The sequence below is a fragment of the Mesorhizobium sp. NZP2298 genome (assembly GCF_013170825.1).
GTDB lineage: Bacteria > Pseudomonadota > Alphaproteobacteria > Rhizobiales > Rhizobiaceae > Mesorhizobium.
Window position 1 is genome coordinate 3,851,438 of record NZ_CP033365.1, and the last position, 20,331, is coordinate 3,871,768.

Annotated in this window: 21 protein-coding genes and 2 tRNA genes; 14 read left to right on the plus strand and 9 right to left on the minus strand. The window is 62.4% G+C overall.

Going from position 1 to position 20,331, the window contains the following annotated elements; genetic code table 11:
• Window position 1: 1 nt before the first annotated feature.
• Window positions 2–1,138, minus strand: a complete 1,137-nt coding sequence (locus tag EB231_RS18600) for an FIST signal transduction protein (protein WP_172350150.1) — start codon at window positions 1,136–1,138, stop codon at window positions 2–4.
• Window positions 1,139–1,451: 313 nt separating this feature from the next.
• Here EB231_RS18600 and EB231_RS18605 point away from each other — a divergent pair, with 313 nt between their 5' ends.
• From EB231_RS18605 to EB231_RS18620, 4 genes are all read left to right on the plus strand, one after another.
• Entirely contained in the window at window positions 1,452–1,952 is a 501-nt protein-coding gene (locus EB231_RS18605) for a (2Fe-2S)-binding protein (RefSeq protein WP_172350151.1), read from the plus strand.
• A 109-nt stretch (window positions 1,953–2,061) separates the two neighbouring features.
• Complete coding sequence (locus EB231_RS18610; RefSeq protein WP_140773107.1) at window positions 2,062–4,413, plus strand: xanthine dehydrogenase family protein molybdopterin-binding subunit; 2,352 nt, start codon at window positions 2,062–2,064, stop codon at window positions 4,411–4,413.
• Window positions 4,414–4,425: 12 nt separating this feature from the next.
• Window positions 4,426–5,223 carry an FAD binding domain-containing protein gene (locus tag EB231_RS18615; protein ID WP_172350152.1) on the plus strand — a complete coding sequence of 266 codons (798 nt, stop codon included), beginning with the start codon at window positions 4,426–4,428 and terminating at the stop codon, window positions 5,221–5,223.
• Between the two features lie 270 nt (window positions 5,224–5,493).
• Entirely contained in the window at window positions 5,494–6,516 is a 1,023-nt protein-coding gene (locus tag EB231_RS18620) for an acyltransferase family protein (RefSeq protein WP_172350153.1), read from the plus strand.
• Window positions 6,517–6,610: 94 nt separating this feature from the next.
• On the opposite strand, the gene EB231_RS18625 is transcribed toward EB231_RS18620, so the two are convergent.
• The 3 genes from EB231_RS18625 to EB231_RS18635 all read right to left on the minus strand — a co-directional run bounded on the left by EB231_RS18625 (window position 6,611) and on the right by EB231_RS18635 (window position 8,377).
• Entirely contained in the window at window positions 6,611–7,066 is a 456-nt protein-coding gene (locus EB231_RS18625) for an SRPBCC family protein (RefSeq protein WP_172350154.1), read from the minus strand.
• 67 nt (window positions 7,067–7,133) lie between these two features.
• Window positions 7,134–7,622 (minus strand): GNAT family N-acetyltransferase, encoded by a 489-nt coding sequence (locus EB231_RS18630; RefSeq protein ID WP_172350155.1) that lies wholly within the window; start codon window positions 7,620–7,622, stop codon window positions 7,134–7,136.
• On the minus strand, window positions 7,619–8,377 hold the full coding sequence (locus EB231_RS18635) for a copper homeostasis protein CutC (protein ID WP_172350156.1): 759 nt from the start codon (window positions 8,375–8,377) through the stop codon (window positions 7,619–7,621). Before EB231_RS18635 ends, EB231_RS18630 begins: the two co-directional genes overlap by 4 nt.
• A 275-nt stretch (window positions 8,378–8,652) precedes the next feature.
• Here EB231_RS18635 and EB231_RS18640 point away from each other — a divergent pair, with 275 nt between their 5' ends.
• Window positions 8,653–9,108, plus strand: a complete 456-nt coding sequence (locus EB231_RS18640) for a carboxymuconolactone decarboxylase family protein (protein WP_172350157.1) — start codon at window positions 8,653–8,655, stop codon at window positions 9,106–9,108.
• A 73-nt stretch (window positions 9,109–9,181) separates the two neighbouring features.
• On the opposite strand, the gene EB231_RS18645 is transcribed toward EB231_RS18640, so the two are convergent.
• Window positions 9,182–9,613, minus strand: coding sequence for a cupin domain-containing protein (locus EB231_RS18645; RefSeq protein ID WP_172350158.1), 432 nt, complete (start codon window positions 9,611–9,613; stop codon window positions 9,182–9,184).
• Between the two features lie 235 nt (window positions 9,614–9,848).
• On the minus strand, window positions 9,849–10,208 hold the full coding sequence (locus EB231_RS18650; protein WP_246741025.1) for a winged helix-turn-helix transcriptional regulator: 360 nt from the start codon (window positions 10,206–10,208) through the stop codon (window positions 9,849–9,851).
• 159 nt (window positions 10,209–10,367) lie between these two features.
• Here EB231_RS18650 and EB231_RS18655 point away from each other — a divergent pair, with 159 nt between their 5' ends.
• The 3 genes from EB231_RS18655 to EB231_RS18665 all read left to right on the plus strand — a co-directional run bounded on the left by EB231_RS18655 (window position 10,368) and on the right by EB231_RS18665 (window position 11,761).
• Window positions 10,368–11,102 (plus strand): SDR family NAD(P)-dependent oxidoreductase, encoded by a 735-nt coding sequence (locus tag EB231_RS18655; RefSeq protein WP_172350160.1) that lies wholly within the window; start codon window positions 10,368–10,370, stop codon window positions 11,100–11,102.
• Window positions 11,103–11,125: 23 nt separating this feature from the next.
• Complete coding sequence (locus EB231_RS18660; protein ID WP_172350161.1) at window positions 11,126–11,452, plus strand: hypothetical protein; 327 nt, start codon at window positions 11,126–11,128, stop codon at window positions 11,450–11,452.
• 114 nt (window positions 11,453–11,566) lie between these two features.
• Window positions 11,567–11,761, plus strand: a complete 195-nt coding sequence (locus EB231_RS18665; protein ID WP_172350162.1) for a hypothetical protein — start codon at window positions 11,567–11,569, stop codon at window positions 11,759–11,761.
• Window positions 11,762–11,906: 145 nt separating this feature from the next.
• Here EB231_RS18665 and EB231_RS18670 read toward each other — a convergent pair.
• Window positions 11,907–11,981, minus strand: a tRNA-Asn gene (locus EB231_RS18670).
• 222 nt (window positions 11,982–12,203) lie between these two features.
• Between EB231_RS18670 and EB231_RS18675 the strand changes: the two genes are divergently transcribed.
• Complete coding sequence (locus EB231_RS18675) at window positions 12,204–12,467, plus strand: hypothetical protein (RefSeq protein WP_172350163.1); 264 nt, start codon at window positions 12,204–12,206, stop codon at window positions 12,465–12,467.
• A gap of 48 nt (window positions 12,468–12,515) precedes the next feature.
• On the opposite strand, the gene EB231_RS18680 is transcribed toward EB231_RS18675, so the two are convergent.
• The gene (locus tag EB231_RS18680) at window positions 12,516–12,896 is read right to left on the minus strand and encodes a hypothetical protein (RefSeq protein ID WP_172350164.1); all 381 of its coding nucleotides are present in this window, start codon (window positions 12,894–12,896) and stop codon (window positions 12,516–12,518) included.
• 90 nt (window positions 12,897–12,986) lie between these two features.
• Between EB231_RS18680 and EB231_RS18685 the strand changes: the two genes are divergently transcribed.
• The 4 genes from EB231_RS18685 to EB231_RS18700 all read left to right on the plus strand — a co-directional run bounded on the left by EB231_RS18685 (window position 12,987) and on the right by EB231_RS18700 (window position 16,445).
• A tRNA-Cys gene (locus EB231_RS18685) sits at window positions 12,987–13,060 on the plus strand.
• A 91-nt stretch (window positions 13,061–13,151) separates the two neighbouring features.
• Window positions 13,152–13,820: a protein-L-isoaspartate O-methyltransferase family protein gene (locus EB231_RS18690; protein WP_172350165.1), complete on the plus strand. Its 669-nt coding sequence runs from the start codon at window positions 13,152–13,154 to the stop codon at window positions 13,818–13,820.
• 168 nt (window positions 13,821–13,988) lie between these two features.
• Complete coding sequence (locus EB231_RS18695) at window positions 13,989–15,389, plus strand: TolC family outer membrane protein (RefSeq protein WP_172350166.1); 1,401 nt, start codon at window positions 13,989–13,991, stop codon at window positions 15,387–15,389.
• Window positions 15,390–15,605: 216 nt separating this feature from the next.
• Window positions 15,606–16,445 (plus strand): PopZ family protein, encoded by an 840-nt coding sequence (locus EB231_RS18700; protein WP_172350167.1) that lies wholly within the window; start codon window positions 15,606–15,608, stop codon window positions 16,443–16,445.
• 59 nt (window positions 16,446–16,504) lie between these two features.
• Here the strand turns inward: EB231_RS18700 and EB231_RS18705 are convergent, their stop codons facing one another.
• Complete coding sequence (locus EB231_RS18705; protein ID WP_172350168.1) at window positions 16,505–17,137, minus strand: bleomycin resistance protein; 633 nt, start codon at window positions 17,135–17,137, stop codon at window positions 16,505–16,507.
• A 264-nt stretch (window positions 17,138–17,401) separates the two neighbouring features.
• Between EB231_RS18705 and EB231_RS18710 the strand changes: the two genes are divergently transcribed.
• Entirely contained in the window at window positions 17,402–20,185 is a 2,784-nt protein-coding gene (locus EB231_RS18710; protein WP_172350169.1) for a valine--tRNA ligase, read from the plus strand.
• The last annotated feature ends 146 nt before the right edge of the window (window positions 20,186–20,331 follow it).

Sequence of the window (20,331 nt, forward strand, 5' to 3'; positions counted from 1 at the left end):
CTTATTCCGCCGCTTGCCGTTCGCCGAAAGCGATGCCGGTGAAAGTCTGGTTGAGGTGCATCGACCGGTACTGCTCGCCATAGGTGCCGAAGCCGACGACGTTGTTGACCCGGTAGAGTTCCGAAATGTCACGAAAGACCTGCCGGTTGCGTGCATCGAGCCGGCGCAGCACGCAGTCGAAGCCGAGGATCATGTCGATGCCGCCAAGCCTCTCTTCGACCTCGCGCAGGGCGGCGCGTGTCGATTCCACCATATCCTTGGGCTGGGCGATCGACAGCACGACGCCGTCGTCGATGGCGCAGAAGAACGACAGCGAACCATCCGGGTGCATCTTCTGGATGGAACGGCAATAATATTCACCGCCCACCTTCACCACCACCGGATGCGAGGCGAAACTCAGCGGCGTCAACGTTTGCGCTACGATCCCGACGGAAGCGGCATATTCCTCCGCCGCATTGGTGGCGTTGAATTCGCGCACGATGCGGTGATCGGCATCGGACGCCGTCACCACCAGCTTTTCGTCGGTCGGAACGAAATTGTCGGTCTTGAAGACGTGGAACGGAATCTCCGTGGCGATCAGCATGATGATGGCGCTGTCCGAGGTGACCCTGCCGTTCGAGATCAGGCGTGTCGTCTCGAATTTCAAATCGTCGCCTGCCGAGCCGCCGAGCAGCGGTATGTCGTCAAGTCCCCAGTGGATGGCGGAGCTTACCGCTTCCTCGGCATAGGATAGCCCGTCGATGAAGCAGAGCGCGAAGGTGTTCCTGGTCTGCTCACCGCCGAGCCGGCCGCGCAGCGTGCGCCGCAAGGCCTCGACCTCGCCGGTGATTTTGTCCATGCCCGATGTGGACAGGTTGTCGACCATGGTGCTGACCGCGGTGAACGACGCCGACGGCAGCAGCATTGCCAGCATATGGCCTTCCTCGAGCCCCTGCGGCGTGATCTCGCCGGCGGTGGAGCAGCCTGCATGATGGAGCCCCGGCGCGTGGGCCGAGAGTGCCCGCGACAGGGCGCCGGCCTCGACGAGGCTCTGGGAAAAGAACAGCAGCGCAAAGCCGGCGTTTATTGCGGCAGCCTCGGCGGCCACCGCGCGCGCGAAAACATCCGGGTTGGGCTCGTCCGTGGTCAGCGCCGACAAGCCGCATGCGTAGCGCGTCCGTGAACAGGTCAGCGGCGTTCTCCCGCACTTCCTCCGACGCTGTTTTTATGCGCGGCTATTTTACAAGCTTCTGGCGCGCGGGCGTCGAAGATATTGTTGCTTCCAATCGGCGTTTTGGCAATGGGGGCGAGGAGAGTGCGCCTTTGGCCTTGGCCATGACCCGAAAGTACAATGATCCGCCTTTTCCGTCGCGCTGTTTTTTGTGCGTTGTGCGGTGTACGAATAACGCATGGCCGAAGCGCCAGCGGCGTGTCGGCAGGTGATGACCAAGGTTGATACCCAGGGAGGGACCATGTCGGACGTTTCTTTGATGGTGAACGGGAGGCGAGTCAGCGGCGTTGCCGAGGATCGAACGCTTCTGGTCCATTTCCTGCGCGAGAATCTCGGCCTTACAGGCACTCATGTCGGGTGCGATACCTCGCAATGCGGGGCCTGCGTCGTCCATGTCGACGGCAAGGCGGTCAAGTCCTGCACCATGCTTGCGGTCCAGGCGTCCGGCTCGAGCGTTGTGACGATCGAGGGTCTCGCCAACGGCGCCGACCTGCATCCAGTGCAGGCAGCCTTCAAGGAACATCACGGGCTGCAGTGCGGTTTCTGCACGCCAGGCATGATCATGACGGCGACCGACATGATCAACCGCCACCCCGAAGGCCTCGACGAGGCGACGGTGCGGGCCGAACTGGAAGGCAACATCTGCCGGTGCACCGGCTACCACAACATCGTCAAGGCGATTCTCGCCGCATCGAAGACGATGTCGAAGGGAGCCAAGGGCAAGGCGAGGCAGGCTGCGTGAAGAGTGAGCAGTAGAGTAGTGAGTAGTCGGTTGCCGGTCTGAACCGGCGGCGATCTTCACTATTCACGTACTCGCTACCTCATACTCACCATTTCGGGAGGAATTTCTTATGGGCATTGAAGGTGTTGGCGCTCGGGTCGCGCGCAAGGAAGACAAAAGATTCATCACCGGCGCCGGCCGCTATGTCGACGACATGGTGGTTCCCGGCATGAAGCATGCGGCCTTCGTGCGCAGCCCGCACGCGCATGCGCAGATCAAGAAGATCGACGTCAAGAAGGCACAAGCCATGCCCGGCGTCATCGGGGTGCTGACCGGTAAGGAGCTCAAGGCCGATGGCATCGGCAACCTGATCTGCGGCTGGATGATCCATTCCAAGGACGGTTCGCCGATGAAGATGGGCGCATGGTCGCCGCTGGCCTTCGACAAGGTTCGCTATGTCGGCGACGCGGTCGTCATCGTCGTCGCCGAGACCAAGGGCCAGGCACGCGATGCGGCCGAAGCGGTCGAGATCACCTACAAGGAACTGAAGGCGGTTGTCGACGCCTCGAAGGCGATGGACAAGGGCGCGCCGCAGATCCACCCGGAAGCCGACAACAACCTGATCTTCGACTGGGACATCGGCAACGCCGACGAGACGGCGGCTGCCTTCAAGAAGGCATCCCATGTCGTCAAGATGGACATCATCAACAACCGGCTTGTTCCCAACGCCATGGAGCCGCGGGCGGCTCTTGGCCACTACGACAAGGCCGAGGATCACTACACCTGCTGGACCACGTCGCAGAACCCGCACGTCGCGCGGCTGGTGATGAGCGCCTTCTACAATGTCGCGCCGGAGAACAAGCTGCGTGTCATAGCTCCGGATGTCGGCGGCGGCTTTGGCTCCAAGATCTACATCTATCCCGAGGAGATCGTCTGCCTGTGGGCGTCGAAGAAGACCGGTGTGCCGGTCAAATGGGTAGCCGACCGCACGGAGAGCTTCCTCACCGACGCGCATGGCCGCGACCATCACACCCATGCCGAAATGGCCTTTGATGCGAACCACAAGATACTTGGCCTGAAGGTCGAGACCAAGGCCAATCTCGGCGCCTACATGTCGCTGTTCTCATCGGCGACGCCGACCTATCTCTACGCCACGCTGTTGTCGGGCCAGTACAACATTCCGGCGATCCACGCCAATGTGAAGGCGATCTACACCAACACCGCGCCAGTCGACGCCTATCGCGGTGCGGGGCGTCCGGAAGCGACCTTCGTCATGGAGCGCATGATGGAAACCGCCGCTCGCCAGTTCGGCGTGTCGCCGGCAGAGTTGCGGCGCAAGAATTTCGTCACCTCGTTCCCACACCAGACGCCGGTCATCATGTGCTATGACGCCGGCGACTATGCGGCTTCGCTCGATGCGGCCATGAAGGCTTCGGATTATGCCGGCTTTGCCAAGCGCAAGGCTGCTGCCGCCAAGAAGGGGCTGCTACGCGGCATCGGTATGAGTTGCTACATCGAGGCCTGCGGCATCGCGCCGTCGGCGGCGGTAGGCAGCCTTGGCGCCGGCGTCGGTCTTTGGGAATCAGCGGAGGTGCGGGTCAACGCTGTCGGCACGATCGAGGTGCTGACCGGCTCGCACAGCCATGGCCAGGGCCACGAAACGACGTTCGCGCAACTGGTCAACGAGCGTTTTGGAGTGCCGATCGATTCGGTTTCGATCGTCCACGGCGACACCGACAAGGTGCAGATGGGCATGGGCACCTACGGTTCGCGCTCGGGGGCGGTCGGCATGTCGGCCATCGTCAAGGCGCTCGACAAGGTTGAAGCCAAGGCCAAGAAGATCGCGGCTCATCTGCTCGAAGCCGACGAGGGCGATATCGTCATCGAGAATGGTGCGCTGAAGGTCGCCGGCACGGACAAGAACGTGCCATGGTTCCAGATGGCGCTCGCCGCCTACACCGCTCACAATCTGCCGGGCGGCATGGAGCCCGGGCTGAAGGAGACGGCGTTCTACGATCCGTCGAATTTCACCTTCCCGGCGGGCTGCTACATCTGCGAGGTCGAGGTCGATCCGGAAACCGGCCTGACCGAGATTGTTCAATTCGTCGCCGCCGATGATTTCGGCAACATCATCAATCCGATGATCGTCGAAGGCCAGGTGCATGGCGGACTGGCGCAAGGCATCGGCCAGGCACTGCTGGAAGGCGCCCACTATGACGCCAGCGGACAGCTGCTGACGGCGAGCTACATGGATTACACCATGCCGCGCGCCGGCGATCTGCCCTCGTTCACGGTCTCGACCTCGAACACCCCATGCCCGGGCAACCCGCTTGGGATCAAGGGCTGCGGCGAGGCTGGCGCCATCGGCTCGCCGCCGGCGGTGATCAACGCCATCACCGATGCCATCGGCATCGCCGATATAGCCATGCCGGCTTCGCCGTCCACCGTGTGGGCCGCGATCCGCGCCGCGACGAAGCACTGAGGAGGAACAACCATGTACTCGGTCAACTATCACCGTGCCGCCTCGGTCACTGAAGCCGCCAAGCTTGTGAAGAGCGGCGATGCCAAGCTTTTGTCGGGGGGCATGACCTTGATCCCCGCCATGAAGACGCGGCTGGCGGCTCCTTCAGATCTCGTCGACCTCTCGCGCATCAAGGAACTGCATGGCGTCAAGGTATCGGGCAAGACGGTCACCATCGGCGCCGCCACGACCCACTATGATGTCGCCAATGACGAGAAGCTGCGGAAGGCGTGTCCGGCGCTTGCCCATCTGGCGTCGCTGATCGGCGACCCGGCGGTGCGTCACAAGGGCACGATTGGCGGCTCGATCGCCAACAACGACCCGGCGGCGGACTACCCGGCGGCCCTGCTGGCGCTGGGCGCCACCATCGTCACCAACAAACGCGAGATATCAGCCGACAGGTTCTTCAAGGGACTGTTCGAAACGGCATTGAAGGACGGCGAGATCATCACCGCGGTCAGCTTCACCGCTCCGGCAAAGGCCGCTTACGAAAAATTCCGCAACCCGGCCTCGCGCTACGCGATCGTCGGCGTGTTCGTGGCCAAGGGCAAGGATGGCGTCAGCGTTGCCGTAACCGGCGCCGGCGACGACGGTGTCTTTCGCTCGAAGGAAATCGAGGCGGCACTTGCGAAGAATTTCGACGCCGCATCGCTTGCCGGCATCAAGGTGCCGGCCAGGAACCTGATGAGCGATATCCACGCTTCCGCCGACTATCGTGCAAATCTGATCGTGGTCATGGCCAAGCGCGCCGTGGCAGCCGCCAACGCCTGACACTGGCGCGTTTCAGGGGTTTCACGGAAAGGGGCCATCGTGGCCCCTTTTTCGTCCGTGGTGGCCCAGTTGCTGATGGAATCAGCCGCAGCGCAACATCGCTTTGCTTGAAGCAATTCCGGGCCATACCGGTCTGGAAACCGTATCGGCGGCAATCTCGCACTTGCACAAATTTATATTGCACTGCAGTATAGGTCGGGGCGGGAATGCGAGCCGGGTTCGGAACACGTACCGCCGTGCCCTTTCGCATGCCAATGCGAAAGGATCGGCATGTCCGAAATTTCCGCGACCCATTTGGTTCCGTCCCGGGCCGTTGTAGACAGATCGGCCAGGACAAGGTTGGCCTATCTCGATGGCTGGCGCGGCCTGTCGATCGCCCTGGTGTTGATCGGCCATTTTTTCCCGGTTCCCGGAATCAACCTCGGCGTGCTCGGCGTTGAGTTCTTCTTCGTGCTCAGCGGCCGGCTGATGGCCGAGATCCTGTTCATCGAACGGTATCCGCTGAAGAAGTTCTTCAAGCGCCGTTTCTCGCGCATCTATCCGGCGCTCCTGGTCTTCGTCATCATTGCCATGATCGCGCTGTCCGGCACATTCATCGCCTTCAAATGGAAGGCTGCGCTGACGGCGCTGACATTCACCTACAATTACGCGGGAATCCTCGTCACCCGCGCCGGGGCGCTTGACCATATCTGGTCGCTCTGCGTCGAGGAGCACGCCTATGTCATCCTGGCGCTGATCAGCGCGACGGTCCTCAGCCGCGACCGCGTCCTCCCTTTGCTGGTGGCGCTGGCCTTGCTCGCCATGGCCAATGGCGCGGTGTCGTACTGGGTCTTCAATCTGGACTACGAGGCCACTTACTGGCGCACCGACGTGCACATCGCATCAATCCTGCTGTCGGCCTCTATCTGCCTGCTCAAGGCCGAGGACAGGCTGCCGGACGTGCTGAAAGGGCCTTATGTCGCCCTGGCAGCGGCGGCTGGCGCGGTTTTCCTGTTCGTGGACGCGGTGCCGACGCCGATCCATTATCTCCTGGCTACGCCGCTGCTGGCGCTGGCCGTCAACGCGCTCGATTTCAGCAGCCGACTTTTTTCCGGTCTGCTGTCGTCCTGGCCAATGACGACATTGGGCCTGTGGTCATATTCGCTCTATCTGTGGCAGCAGCCATTCTACAAATTCGTCTATGAGCAAGGCAGCAACCCCTGGCCGATGCTGGCCGGCGCCTTTGCCTGCGCGCTCTGCAGCTACTACCTCATCGAGCGTCCGGCGCGCGAATGGCTCAATCGCAACTGGTGAGCACGGCAAGGCAGTTGCGGCGGGGGTGGACATCGTGGCTGCAGACGGCCGGCCGGATTTCGGTCGGGCGGTCAAGCGGCTCTGTTTTTCGCCATCAGATACGGCGCAGGCCGGCTTCGCCGCGCGGCGTTGTCCAGCGATGGTTCCATGCGAAGGCCGGCCGCAGCAACGGTGGGAGGAATTTGAGGATGGGCCTCTCGACCGTGACCTGCCAGGTCAGCTGAACATGGGTGCCGGCGCCTGACGGCGACAGTTCGGCCCGCCACAATCCGTCAAAATCGCCGAAGGTCTTCACCACCACCAGGCCAGGCGCGAGTTCGGCGGCCTCGATGATGAAGTTCAGTTCATAGGGCAGGGCGCCGCGAGCACGCGCCCTTGCCCGCGAACCAACTGACGCCTTGCCCTTGGCGTCGAGCGGCACCACTTCCTTATAGTCCTCGCCCCACCACAGCGGCAGCAACTCGGCGTCGGAGAGCACGTCCCGCACTTGCCGAAGTGTGCCTTCGGGAATGTGCCAGCTTTCGTCGAAGCGGAAGACGTTGCTTGGCATCGCGGTTCCTCCGGTTGGCGGAACGGCTATGTTAGTTGCCGCTTCTTATGTGGCCAGCGCTAGCGGATCAGGCGACGATCCGCCTGGCGTAATAGCGCACGGCTTTCTTGCCGCCATGGATGACCGCGTCGCCGACTTCGGCGAAACCGAGAGCGGCATGGAAGGCATCCGACGCCGGGTTGGGCGGGTCGATGTTGACCTCGCAGGTGACCAGCGTGTAGCCGGCGCGCTCCGCATGCTCGAACAGATCCTGATAGAGCCGGCGCGCATGGCCGCGGCCCCTTGCGTGCGCCGCCACGACGACGCGGTCGACATAGATGAAGCGTTCATAGCGCTCGCGGAACCAGACGAAGTTCGGGCTGTCGTAGTTGGCTTCCTGGTCGAAGGTCATGATGAAGGCTTCGAGATCGCCGATGCGCCGCGCGTAGAATGCCTCGCCAAGCAGGAACGACAGCCGCTCGGCTTCGAGCCAGGAGAGTTCCGCCGCATGTTCGTTGTTGAGCGCCAGTATGGCCGCCTCGTCGTCCGGCGCTATGCGGTCTATCGGAGAGGTCATGCCTTGGCCGCCGCGATCGTCGCCGCCACCAGCGGTGTGTCGGTCAATGTGTTGCGGTACTCGCGATCGAGATCGGAGCCGCCCATGCCGACCTTGGGATTGCGGTAACCCATGGCGCTTGGCACATCCTTCAGCGCCGCGAAATGCATTTCGGCCAGACCGGTCTTTTTGCGCACCTCGGCGATGTTGGCGAGATTGAGCCCGCCGCAGCCGAGGATGATTATACGGTCGCCCGCTTGCCGCACCAGATCGGCCAGCAATGGCAGGCCTTCGATCGCGGTGTCGCGCTGACCGCTGGTCAGCACGCGGCCGACTTTGCAGCGGACTAGCGCTTCCAGCGCCTCGCTGGGATCACGTGTCATGTCGAAGGCGCGGTGGCAGGTCACATTCAGGGACCCGGCGGCCTGCGTCAGCTCGCCCATGCGCTTCTCGTCGATGGTGCCGTCGGCGTTCAGGCAGCCGAACACCACGCCGGCCGCGCCGAGATCGCGCAGCGCGGCGACGTCGGCGAGCATCGAGCCGTATTCGGTCTCGCTGTAGAGAAAATCGCCACCGCGCGGCCGCACCATGACATGAAACGGCACCGTCGCTTGGTCCAGCGCCGCGCGCACCGTGCCCAGGCTCGGCGTGATGCCGCCTTCGACCAGGCTGGCGCACAGTTCGACCCGATCGGCGCCGGCAGCCTGCGCTGCGAGCAGCCCATCAATGCCTTCGACACAGATTTCGATCAGCGGCGGGCGGGGTTGTGTGGTCAAGGGGCGATCCTGTCCATGATGGTGCGCAATGCCCTAGCACCCGGGCGGCTGACGCGAAAGCGTGAACGAAACAAGGCCATTTGGACCAGGCGCCATTTCCTTGCTTGACAGTCTTATAACTGTGTAGTTATGAATTTGACCCATAGCTGATGGGTTATTGATTGGTCGTCGGCGATCCGGCGGCAGCCGAAAATCTCATCGGATCGAAGCTGGATGCGCGGCATCCGGGCTCGGCAAAACACGCCCTTTGAAACGCCTTCAATGGAGAAAGACCCATGCAAGCTCGAATCACGAACCCGGTCATGCTCATCCCGGGCGCCCTGCAAGCGCTGCTGGCTCTGGACAAGTCGACGGAGGCGGCCGACGTGCCTTATGTGACGCGCAAGCTCATTCATCTGCGCGCCAGCCAGATCAACAATTGCGCCGTCTGCGTGGACATGCACGCGCGCGAACTGAAAAAAGCCGGTGAAAAGGACGAGCGCATCTTCGCGCTGGCCGCATGGCGGGAGACGCCGTACTTCACCGATGCCGAACGGGCGGCCCTGGCGCTGGCCGAGGCAGGCACAAGGCTCGCCGACCGCCCCGACGCCGTGCCGGACGATGTCTGGGACGAAGCCGCCAGGCACTATGATGAAAAGGCGCTAGCCGCCTTGGTTGTCCAGATCGCCTTGATCAACGCCTTCAATCGGCTGAACGCGACGACCCGACAGAGGGTCGGAGCCTGGGGCTGAGCACTCGTTGAAACGCTTGAGGTGTCCGCGACGGCGCGGGAAGGCGGATTGCTTTGCCCTTGGGCATAGGCGGCTACTGCCGCAATTCCGTATTCTTGGCGCCTTCCTCGACCTGATCGATCACCAGGAGCTTGACCGGGCCATCGCCGATATTGGTGGCTTGATGCCACTGCCCGATCATTTCGACGATGAAATCGCCTGTCTTGTAGGTGTTGCTGTTGCCGGTCTCGACATTGGTGACCTTCAACGTTCCGGCCTCGACATAGGCGTAACGCGGGAAGGGGTGCCGGTGCACCGGCAAGGTCGCGCCCGGCGCGATATCATAGGTCGACACCAGCACCTGCACGTTCTTTTGCGGCAGCGTGATCGGCTGGCCGGACGCGGTTGTCGTGCGCGATGCAAGCGGTGTCACAACGACAGGCGTGCCGCTGCTGTCGAGTGCGAGAGCGCAATTCGCATAAAGTACGGCTCCGGTCAGCAGTACCGATACCAGGATTTTCCGCATGATTCCTCCCTGAACCGACGCATCTATCGCGCGGCGGACAACCGCGCGCAAGCGCCGCCAGGCGTTGGCGGATATTTCCGGACCGGACTGTTGGAAATGCTGGCGCGCCGGAGCCGACGAAGCAGCGAATTACGAGCCGGCTACCGACGACATCGAGCCGCCCTGTTGAAGACGCGCAGAGAAGACACGTCTAGAAGACACAAAGCGGATCGCCATCGTCAGCCGCCGAAAAGGATCACCGTATCTTGCCGTTCAAGGCCTCCCGCAGGGCGAAGACGCGCGTGACTTCAGCCATGTTTTCCGTGCCCCAGGTGCAGAGCGGCACGAGGGCCTCGGCCAGGCTGAGGCCGAGCGGGGTGAGACTGTAATCCACCCGAGGAGGGATCTCCTTGTAGTCGGTCCGCTTCACGAGACCGTCGGTCTCCAGCTCCTTGAGCTGCTGGATCAGCATCTTGTCGCTGACGTCGCGCACGGCCCGTCGCAACTCGCCATAGCGGGTGGGGCCACCCTGGGCGAGGAAGTAAAGGATTAGCGGCTTCCACTTGCCCGCGATGACTCGCAGGGTGGCGTCGAGGCCGCAGGTGAAGCCTGGCAATGTCGGCGTGCAATTCTGGGCCGCCGAGGGGATCTGGGTCGGCGACGAGGTTGGGTCTGAGTGATCTAACGACATTTCATGGCACTTACCAAAAGGTGCATACTTGTCAATAGGTGGGTAGGTCGCCAAGTCTGTGCAACCTCAGTGAAGGAGCACATCATGAGCAGACTACAGGGTAAGACGGCAGTGGTGACGGGCGGCGGAAGTGGCATCGGATTCGGGGCCGCCAAACGGTTCGTCGATGAAGGCGCATTCGTCTACATCTTCGGGCGGCGGCAGAAGACGCTCGACGCGGCCCTGGAGCAGCTAGGCCCCAATGCGCGGGCGGTGGGCGGGTCCGTAACCGATCCAGCCGACCTCGATCGGTTGTACGAGACGGTGAAGGCGGAGCGGGGCGGGCTGGACATCCTGCTCGCCAACGCCGGGACCGGAGCGTTCGCGCCACTCGGCGAGATCACGACAGAACACTACGACCAGATCTTCGATCTGAATGTAAAGGGACTGGTTTTCACGGTGCAGAAGGCTTTGCCGCTGATGGGCGAGGGGGCGTCGATCATCCTGACAGGTTCCAGCACGGGCGTGATGGGGACGCCGGCGTTCAGCATCTACAGCGCAACGAAGGCGGCTGTCCGCAATCTGGCGCGTAGCTGGGCACTGGATCTCAAGGGCACGGGCATCCGCGTCAACGTCCTGTCGCCGGGACCGACCACAACGGAGCTGGCACTGGAAGTGCTGGGCGACGAAGGCATAGCCGCGCTCGGGGCCAGCACGGTCCTCGGGCGGATGGGAGATCCGTCGGAGACCGGCGCCGTGGCCGCCTTTCTTGCGTCCTCGGACAGCAGCTTCATGACCGGTGGCGAGGTGTTCGTCGACGGAGGGTTGGCGCAAGTCTGAGGCGGCTGAGCGCGAGGGCTTCGATGACCGGGATCGAAGCCCTCGATGCGCCACGTGGGGCTTGTCTCGACGGGAATGGCGCCTGCGGCATGCCGCCGGCCAAGACAGACCGGTTACAGGTCCGATTTGCAGCAATCGACAATCGTTGCCCCTGGCGCAAACCTGACAACCGCATCAACTCGCGACACGCCGCGACGGTTCAATCCCTTGGCGGGATCGCGCGCTGGCGAGGCTGGCGGAGGCCTAATGCCTCATTTGAGGATGAAGTAGAGCGGGACGAGAATCGCGAATGCCGCGACAGCGGCAAGAAACAGGTCTGTGGTCATGAGCCCCCGCTCGGAATTCCATGACCATCTCCCACATCAATTTGGCTCAAATGCAAGGCGTCACATCGTCCCGATAGGAACGGAAGCGGGGGTTCGAAGTTTACTGATCGCTAATGCGACCTTGTGCGGAGGCGGCAAATGAAAACGGCGGTTGGGCCCGATACAGTCGACGTGGCCATGGCGGTCGAGACGATGCTGGGTGAACATGACTTCCAATCCATGGCCGAGTTTATCGAATTGCTTCGCCAAAGGACGGGAACGGAACGTTCTGACGCGGATCTGAAAGCTCTGGTCTTGAAGAAGGCGGCAGTGCTTGGTGTCGCTATACAGTGAGACGTCCGACGTTCGGGTAACGGTGAGTACCCTGAAAACTGGTCGATTATCTCACGCGGACACTGGATTGTTGCCCCGAACGTTGCCCAAGGCAGAGCTTGGCACTGTTGTGCGCGCCAAAATAATCACAAGTGCATGGAATGATTGGCTCCCCGGGCCGGATTCGAACCAGCGACCAACCGGTTAACAGCCGGTTGCTCTACCACTGAGCTACCGGGGAACGGAGGCTCTTTCAGCAAGTGGCGCAGCCTATAGCAAACCCCTTTCGGCTTTGCAAAGAAGCATTTCGTATTTTTCCGAGACTTTTTCGCGTGGCGGTTTCTCGCAATCGACGGTGTCCGCCCTCATATTAGCCGTCTTGGCGACGGGCGCGGAACCGATAGGGCGGTCGCGGCTTTCGTAAACTGACATTATCGAGCCACCAGATGGGCAGCCATTCGCGATGACGGCAGCAGACGAAAATCGGATACCGGCACGAAAGATCTCGATTTTCGGGCGCGAGTTCACCATGCCGCGATCGCGGGGCCTCAGAATCACGATCGGTATTCTTTTGACCATGGGCGGCATTGTCGGGTTTCTGCCGATTCTTGGCTTCTGGATGGTTCCGATCGGACTGCTGGTGCTTTCTTATGAATTCGCCATGGTGCGGCGCCATCGCCGTCGCCTCGTCGTCTGGTGGGAGCGGCGGCGGCGGCGGCCGGACTGAACGACGGCCACCAAGCCGCGTCCTTGACCGGGCAGGCCTGCCGGCGCGTCATGCCCTTGTTCGGGTTCCGGATTTTCGCGAATCCGCTTGCCTGTCCGCACTTCTTTCCAGGTCCTCGCGGATTTCCCTGAGAATGGCGGCGGCCGAGGCGAGGCGGGCGCGGTCACGCGGCGAAAGCTTGGCGGCGCCGTCTATCGCAAGGCAGTCGATGGCATGCCGCAGCAACTCCTCGCATCCCGATCGCGACAAGCCGTCCCAGACGTCCATACCGTTGTTCGGGCTTGCAGGCCGCATGGAGCAGTCCTCCCGTTTCTCAACGGCGGCCGGGGCGTGGAGTTTCGCGTGATCTGCTGTTATATCTAATGCCGTGCTAATATGCGTCGCGATCACCGTGGCCGCGACGCTCGATGTTTGGGGGTAAGGATTCATTCAGAGGAAACCGCGAGGAATGCATGGAGGCCGCTTGACGCCATTTTCGCCGCAACCTATTGGAACCGGGTGGAACGCCGGGAGCAATGAGGCCTCGTGGCGGAGTGGTTACGCAGAGGACTGCAAATCCTTGCACCCCGGTTCGATTCCGGGCGAGGCCTCCAATGCCCCAGGCTCCCGCGCACACGTGCCGGGGCCTGAAGTTCCAGTCGAAATGAGCCGCGTTTTTGACGCGGCAAGCGGATTGGTTGGAACATGAGCGCTGATTTCTCCGAGCTTCGCGTCAAGATGGTCGACGGTCAGGTTCGCACCACCGACGTGACCAGCGCCCCGTTACTAGAAGCCTTGCTTTCCGTGCCGCGAGAGCTCTTCGTCGGCGACCGCCAGCGCGATCTCGCCTATATCGATGAGGACATTCGCATCGGCGGCGGCGCCGATGGCGCGCGCTATCTCATGGAAGCATCACCGCTGGCCAAGCTGATGCAATTGGCCGAGATCAACCCGACCGATTCGGCGCTCGATGTCGGCAGCGGCAGCGGCTACGCCTCGGCCATCCTGTCGCGCCTGGCGAAATCCGTCGTGGCGCTCGAAAGCGATTCGGTACTGGCGCAAAGCGCGGCGTCGACTCTTTCGGGCCTGGGCTGCGGCAATGTGACCGTGGTCCAGGGCGCGCTGGCGCAAGGTCATGCGGCCAAGGCACCCTATGACGTCATCTTCATCGGCGGCAGTGTCGAGAAAGTGCCGGCGCCGCTGCTCGATCAGCTCGCCGATGGCGGCCGACTCGTCGCGGTCGAAGGGCAGGGTAATTCCGGCGTGGCGCGACTTTTTTTCAAGGCTGGGGGGGTTGTAACCGGGAGACGGGCATTTAATGCGGCAATTAAGCCACTACCCGGATTCGAACGTGAGCATGCTTTCGAATTCTGAATGATTTGGCCTTGCAGCAGAAGCTTTGTCATGGTCGCTTGCATTTGAACGATCGTTGCTGATCCCGGACTGGGGGCACTTTGGGACCGAACGACAGGGAACATCGAAACACGTCACTCCGGCTACTCTAGCGAGAAGCTGGCGCGGCGCGGTTCCCATGGAAAACGAATGAGGGATATACCCGTGCCGTCTGTATCCAAGACCCTTTTTGCCGCTGTCCTTGTTTCCGCGACCGCGCTGTCTCCACTGACCGCTTCCGCGGAAACCATCACCGGCGCGCTCGCCAAGGCCTATCAGAATAATTCCTCGCTGAATGCGTCCCGCGCCGGCGTGCGCGTCACCGATGAAGGCGTGGCCATCGCCAAGTCCGGCTGGCGCCCGACGATCACGGGATCGGCCAACATCGACTATACAAACACGCGGCAAGCAAATGGCGGCGGTAACTCGAAGCTGACGAGTGGCAGTTACGGCATTGTCATCAACCAGACCCTGTTCGACGGCTTTCAGACCAGGAACAATGTGGCGGCGGCGGAATCCCAGGTGAAGGCGTCGGTGGAGAGCCTGCGCAACACCGAAGAGAACACGCTATTCAATGCGGCCACGGCCTATATGGACGTGATCCGCGACCGGCAGATCGCTGTGCTGACCGAACAGAACCTGCAGTTCCTGACCGAGCAGGCGCGCGCCGCGCGCTCGCGTTTCGAGGTTGGCGAGGGCACACGCACCGATGTCGCCCAGGCCGACGCGTCGCGCGCCTCGGCGGTGGCCTCGCTCAGTGCCGCCCGGGCGCAGGCGTTGGCCAGCGCTGCAACCTATCACCAGGTGGTCGGCGACGAGCCGGGCAAGCTCAAGCCAGCGGCGCCACTGGCGAAGCTGTTGCCGTCGAGCCTCAATTCGGCGATTGCCATTGGCTCGGCCGAACATCCAGCCATTCTCGCCACCCAGCATCTCGTCGACGCGGCTGCGTTTTCAGTGAAATCGTCTGAGGGCGCGCTGTTGCCGCAGCTGTCGGCGTCGGCAGGCATTTCGGAAAACTACCGCAATGCCATCCCCGACTCGACGGGTTCCAACGGCAATTCGACCTCGGCCAATATTGGCGCCACGCTGACCGTTCCGATCTATTCTGGCGGCCGAACCTCGGCGCTCGTGCGGCAGAGCAAGGAATCGTTGGGTGAAGCTCGCATCCAGGTCGATGTCAGCCGTGACCAGGTGCGCCAGGCCGTTGCCACCGCATGGTCGCAATATACCGCCGCGCAGCAGAGCGTCTCGGCCAACAGGCAAGTGATCGACGCCGCGCAACTGGCGCTGAACGGCGTTATCGAGGAGCGCAATGTCGGCCAACGCACCACGCTCGACGTGCTCAACGCGCAGGCCACCGTCATCACCGCCAAGATCAACCAGGCCAATTCCGAACACGATGTGGTCGTGGCAAGCTATGCCATCCTGTCGGCGATGGGCCGCCTGTCGGTCGATCGGCTTGGCTTGCCGGTGACCAAGTACAAGCCCGAAGAGCACTACAACGCCGTCAAGGACAAGTGGATCGGCCTGCGGACGCCGGATGGCCGCTAAGGCCATCGGCTGGAATTCTCGCCTTCTGCCAGGACGGGATTTTTTGAAAAACCCGTCCAGCTTTTTTCGGCTTCACGCTCTAATCTGTTGAAATCCCACGTGTCCCCAGATTGGGGATTCTCGTTCGGCGATCCGTCGGTTACGCTGTCGCCATGATTCGAACCCGGCTCTGCCGGAGTGGAAGTCTGCAGGGTCACCAGGGCGGCGGAAGTGACGATGGCAATGGCAAGCAGCGCTCAGCGCGAACCTTCCATGGAAGAGATACTGGCTTCCATCAGGAGGATCATCGAGGATAGCGATAACGGTCGCAAGCAGCCCGGCGACGCCGATGAGCCGCGGCAGGATCTGGAGCCTTCGCCGAGCGAAGCTCCGGCGGCGGACGTCGATGCGTTTCGCGCCGAACTGCATGCTGCTCCCGAAGTCAGGAAGCCGGTCGCACTGGCGGAAGTCCAGACGCCATCGCCCGAGCCGGTGATCGCGCGCATGGAATCGCAGGCGCACGCCGATCCTGTGCCGGTCAGGCCGTCGATGACGCTTGCAGAGGTCAGTGCCAGGGTCGCGGCCGAGCCGGCGCCCCACGCCAGGATCGACGCGCCAGCGGCCCCAGAGGCCAGTGCGACAAGCGATACCATCGTTGCCGATTGGCGGCGCGAGATCGCCGCGGTTGGAGAGCAGGCGAAAGCGATGCCGGACAGGAGCATGCGCAAGCCGCTCGCCCAGCCCGAGGCCCCGGCGAGCGAACCGGTGGTGGAGGGTGCGTTCGGACGGCCTTCTTCAAGCGACGCTTCGGCCGGTATCGCTCAGGCATATGCGGCGGCAAATGAAACGCCTTCGGCTCGTCCGGCAATTCTTTCCGAACACACGGGCCGGCAGGTCGCCGCTGCCTTTGGCGAACTGTCCGATGCCTTTGCCAGCCGCAGCAAGAAAACGTTCGACGAGATGGCCGAGGAGATGCTGCGGCCGATGCTGCAGGACTGGCTGGACAACAATCTGCCGACGCTGGTCGAGCGCCTGGTGCGCGAAGAAATCGAGCGCGTCGCGCGTGGCGCGCAGTAATCTCCTCCAACGATCACTCTCGAAACGCCGCCCATGAGGCGGCGTTTTTGTCGATGAGGTCAGCCCGCGCTGGTCGCGAAGCAGATGAGGTTGCCGTCGGGATCCTTGACGATGAACGTGCGGGCCCCCCAGGGTTCGGTCCGCAATGTCTGGTGGAACGGGGCCGTGGCCGCCTGGTACTCCAGAAACAGAGCCTTGATGTTGTCGACAACGATCGTCGCCGCCAGTAGGTCATCGGTCGAATTGGCGGCCAGTGGAGGCTTGTCGACGTGGCGCAGGTTGAGCCGTGCGCCATCGCGGATGATTTGGGCGTAGAAGGGTGGCTCGCCATAGGTGAAGCGCGTCTCGAAGCCGAGCTTTTGCCGGTAGAAATCACAGGCCGCTGCGATGTCGCAGACAAAGAGCTGTGGCTCGGCGAAGGCGAGATGCGGTTTTGCGGCGTCTGTTGCTGCATGATCGGTCACGGTTTGAAGGCCTTCCTTCAGCGCCTGCCAGCTCTCGAAACCTGACTTCCTGGCGACGAGTTCCTGGGCATCGGCCAGCTTGAAGCCGTGATCGAGGATTTGGCTGTCGCTGAAATGGCGAAAACGCGGCAAGAGCCATCCAATCACGGCAGCGACGGGGTAATACCGCTCGCGGTGCCATTTGAGATAGAGCTTGGCTTGTTTCTTGTGGTGTTCGAGTGTCGGCATGGGCGCATTGCGGGTTAAGATGACGTAGGCGGGCAATGCCCCTCCGGCCGGAAGCCGATGCGCCCTACAGCAGCATCGACAAGGTATTGCCGGGACGGCCGCGGGTCAAGGCGCGGACGCCGCGCGGCATGGCTCCCGTTGAAATGAACACCGCCGCGCCTATCTGCTTCTCATGAACCGAAGCGGGCCTTGCGGTTGACTTGGCCAAGACCTTCCGATTTACACCGAACCAGCAAAAATCCCGACAGCGCGGACCATTTCCCCATGCTTGAAAAGACCTACGACGCAAAGACCGTCGAGCCGAAGATCGCCAAAGTCTGGGAAGAGGCGGACGCCTTCCGCGCCGGCGCAGGCGCCGAGGAGGGTGCCGAGGCCTTCACCATCGTCATCCCGCCGCCGAACGTCACCGGCTCGCTGCATATGGGCCATGCGCTCAACAACACGCTGCAGGACATATTGATCCGCTTCGAGCGCATGCGCGGCAAGAACGTGCTGTGGCAGCCGGGCATGGACCATGCCGGCATTGCCACGCAGATGGTGGTCGAGCGCCAGCTGATGGAAAAGCAGATCCATCGCCGCGACCTGACGCGCGAGGAATTCATCGAGAAAGTGTGGGAGTGGAAGGCCGAATCCGGCGGCGCGATCTTCAACCAATTGAAGCGGCTCGGCGCCTCGGCCGACTGGAGCAGAGAGCGCTTCACCATGGACGAGGGCCTGTCCAAGGCCGTGCTCGAAGTCTTCGTCACCCTCTACAAGGAGGGGCTGATCTACAAGGACAAGCGCCTTGTGAACTGGGATCCGAAGCTGCTGACCGCTATTTCCGATCTCGAGGTCGAGCAGCAGGAAGTCAACGGCAATCTCTGGCATTTCCGCTATCCGATCGAGGGGGCGGCCTTCGACCCGGAAGACCCCAAGACCTTCATCATCGTGGCCACCACGCGCCCCGAGACGATGCTGGGCGACACGGCGGTCGCGGTTCACCCCGATGACGAGCGCTTCCGGCATCTGGTCGGCAAGAACGTGGTGCTGCCGATCGTCGGCAGGAAGATCCCTGTCGTGGCGGACGAGTATTCCGATCCCGAAAAGGGCTCGGGCGCGGTCAAGATCACGCCGGCGCATGATTTCAACGACTTCGAGGTCGGCAAGCGCCACAAATTGCCGGCGATAAACATCCTGACCGTCGAAGCCGCCATCAAGTTGAAGGACAATGAGGACTTCCTCGCCGGCCTCGAGGTGACGCCGGAGCGCCAGGCTGTCTGGGACGAGCTCGACGGGCTCGACCGTTTCGTCGCGCGCAAGAAGATCGTCGAGCTGATGGAAGCCGGCGGTTTCCTCGACAAGGTCGAGCCGCATCGCCATGCCGTGCCGCATGGCGACCGCGGCGGTGTGCCGATCGAACCGTTCCTGACCGAGCAGTGGTATGCCAACGCCGCCGAACTCGCCAAGCCGGCGATCGCCTCGGTGCGCGAGGGCCGCACCAACTTCGTGCCGAAGAACTGGGAAAAAACCTATTTCGACTGGATGGAGAACATTCAGCCCTGGTGCATCTCGCGCCAGCTGTGGTGGGGTCACCAGATCCCGGCCTGGTACGGGCCGGACGGACGCGTCTTCGTCGAGAAGTCGGAGGAAGAGGCGCTGAGCGCGGCGATCGAATATTATCTGGCGCTTGAAGGTCCGTGGAAGGCCTGGGTCGAGGACAAGCTGGAGAACTTCAAGCCCGGCGAGATCCTGACCCGCGACGAGGACGTGCTCGATACCTGGTTCTCCTCGGCACTTTGGCCGTTCTCAACCTTGGGCTGGCCGGACCAGACGCCTGAACTGAAGACCTATTACCAGACCGACGTGCTGGTGACCGGCTTCGACATCATCTTCTTCTGGGTTGCCCGCATGATGATGATGGGCCTGCACTTCATGGACGAGGAGCCGTTCCATACCGTCTATGTGCACGCGCTGGTTCGCGACAAGAACGGCGCCAAGATGTCGAAGTCGAAAGGCAACGTCATCGACCCGCTCGACCTCATCGACGAGTACGGCGCCGACGCGCTGCGCTTCACGCTGGCGGTGATGGCGGCACAGGGGCGCGACGTGAAGCTCGATCCGGCGCGCATCGCCGGCTATCGCAATTTCGGCACCAAGCTGTGGAACGCAACGCGCTTCGCCGAGATGAACGAAGTCGCCCGCAATGACGATTTCTGGCTGAACGATGCCAAGCTGGCGGTCAACCGCTGGATCCTGACCGAACTGACACGCGCGGCGCGCGAGGTCACGGACGGCATCACCTCATACCGCTTCAATGAAGCGGCCGGGGCGGCCTACCGCTTCGTCTGGAACCTGTTCTGCGACTGGTATCTCGAGCTGCTGAAACCGGTGTTCATGGGCGCGGAAGAGGCGGCCAAGGCCGAAAGCCGCGCCTGCGTCGCCTTCGTGCTCGACGAGATCTACAAGCTCTTGCATCCGATGATGCCGTTCATGACGGAAGAGCTGTGGGCGCAGACGGCGGGCGAGGGCAAGGAGCGCTCCTCGCTGCTTTGCCACGCCGCCTGGCCGGCGCCGGATTTCGAGGACGCGGATGCCGCCGCCGACATCAATTGGCTGGTCGACCTCGTCTCCGGCATTCGCTCGGTGCGTTCGGAAATGAATGTGCCGCCGGCGGCGATAGCACCACTCGTCGTGGTCGGCGCCAACGATCTCACGCGTGAGCGGCTGGTTCGCGAGGACTCGGCGATCAAGCGGTTGGCGCGCGTCGGTGACATCTCGCTCGCCGATGCAGCGCCCAAGGGCGCGGCGCAGATCGTGCTCAACGAGGCGACGATCTGCCTGCCGCTCGGCAGCTTGATCGATCTCGCCGCCGAGGCCACGCGGTTGCAGAAGGAACTGGCCAAGGTCACCGAGGAAATCGCGCGCCTGCACAAGAAGCTGTCCAACGAACGGTTCGTTGCCAGCGCGCCGGTCGAGATTGTCGAGGCCGAGCGCGAGAAGCTCGCCGAATACCGCGACGCGCAGGACAAGCTTTCAGTGGCTTTGACCAGGGTTCGCGACGCCGGTTGAAGGACAGATTCGCGCATGCCATGAGGCGAATTCCCATACGTCAGCTGCCTCGAAAACAGGCGTTCCGCTACGTTAATTTTGACGTAAACGGAAACTTTGTGCCTATTGTTGCCATAATGTAACAATGGGGCCATGACTCCCTTAAA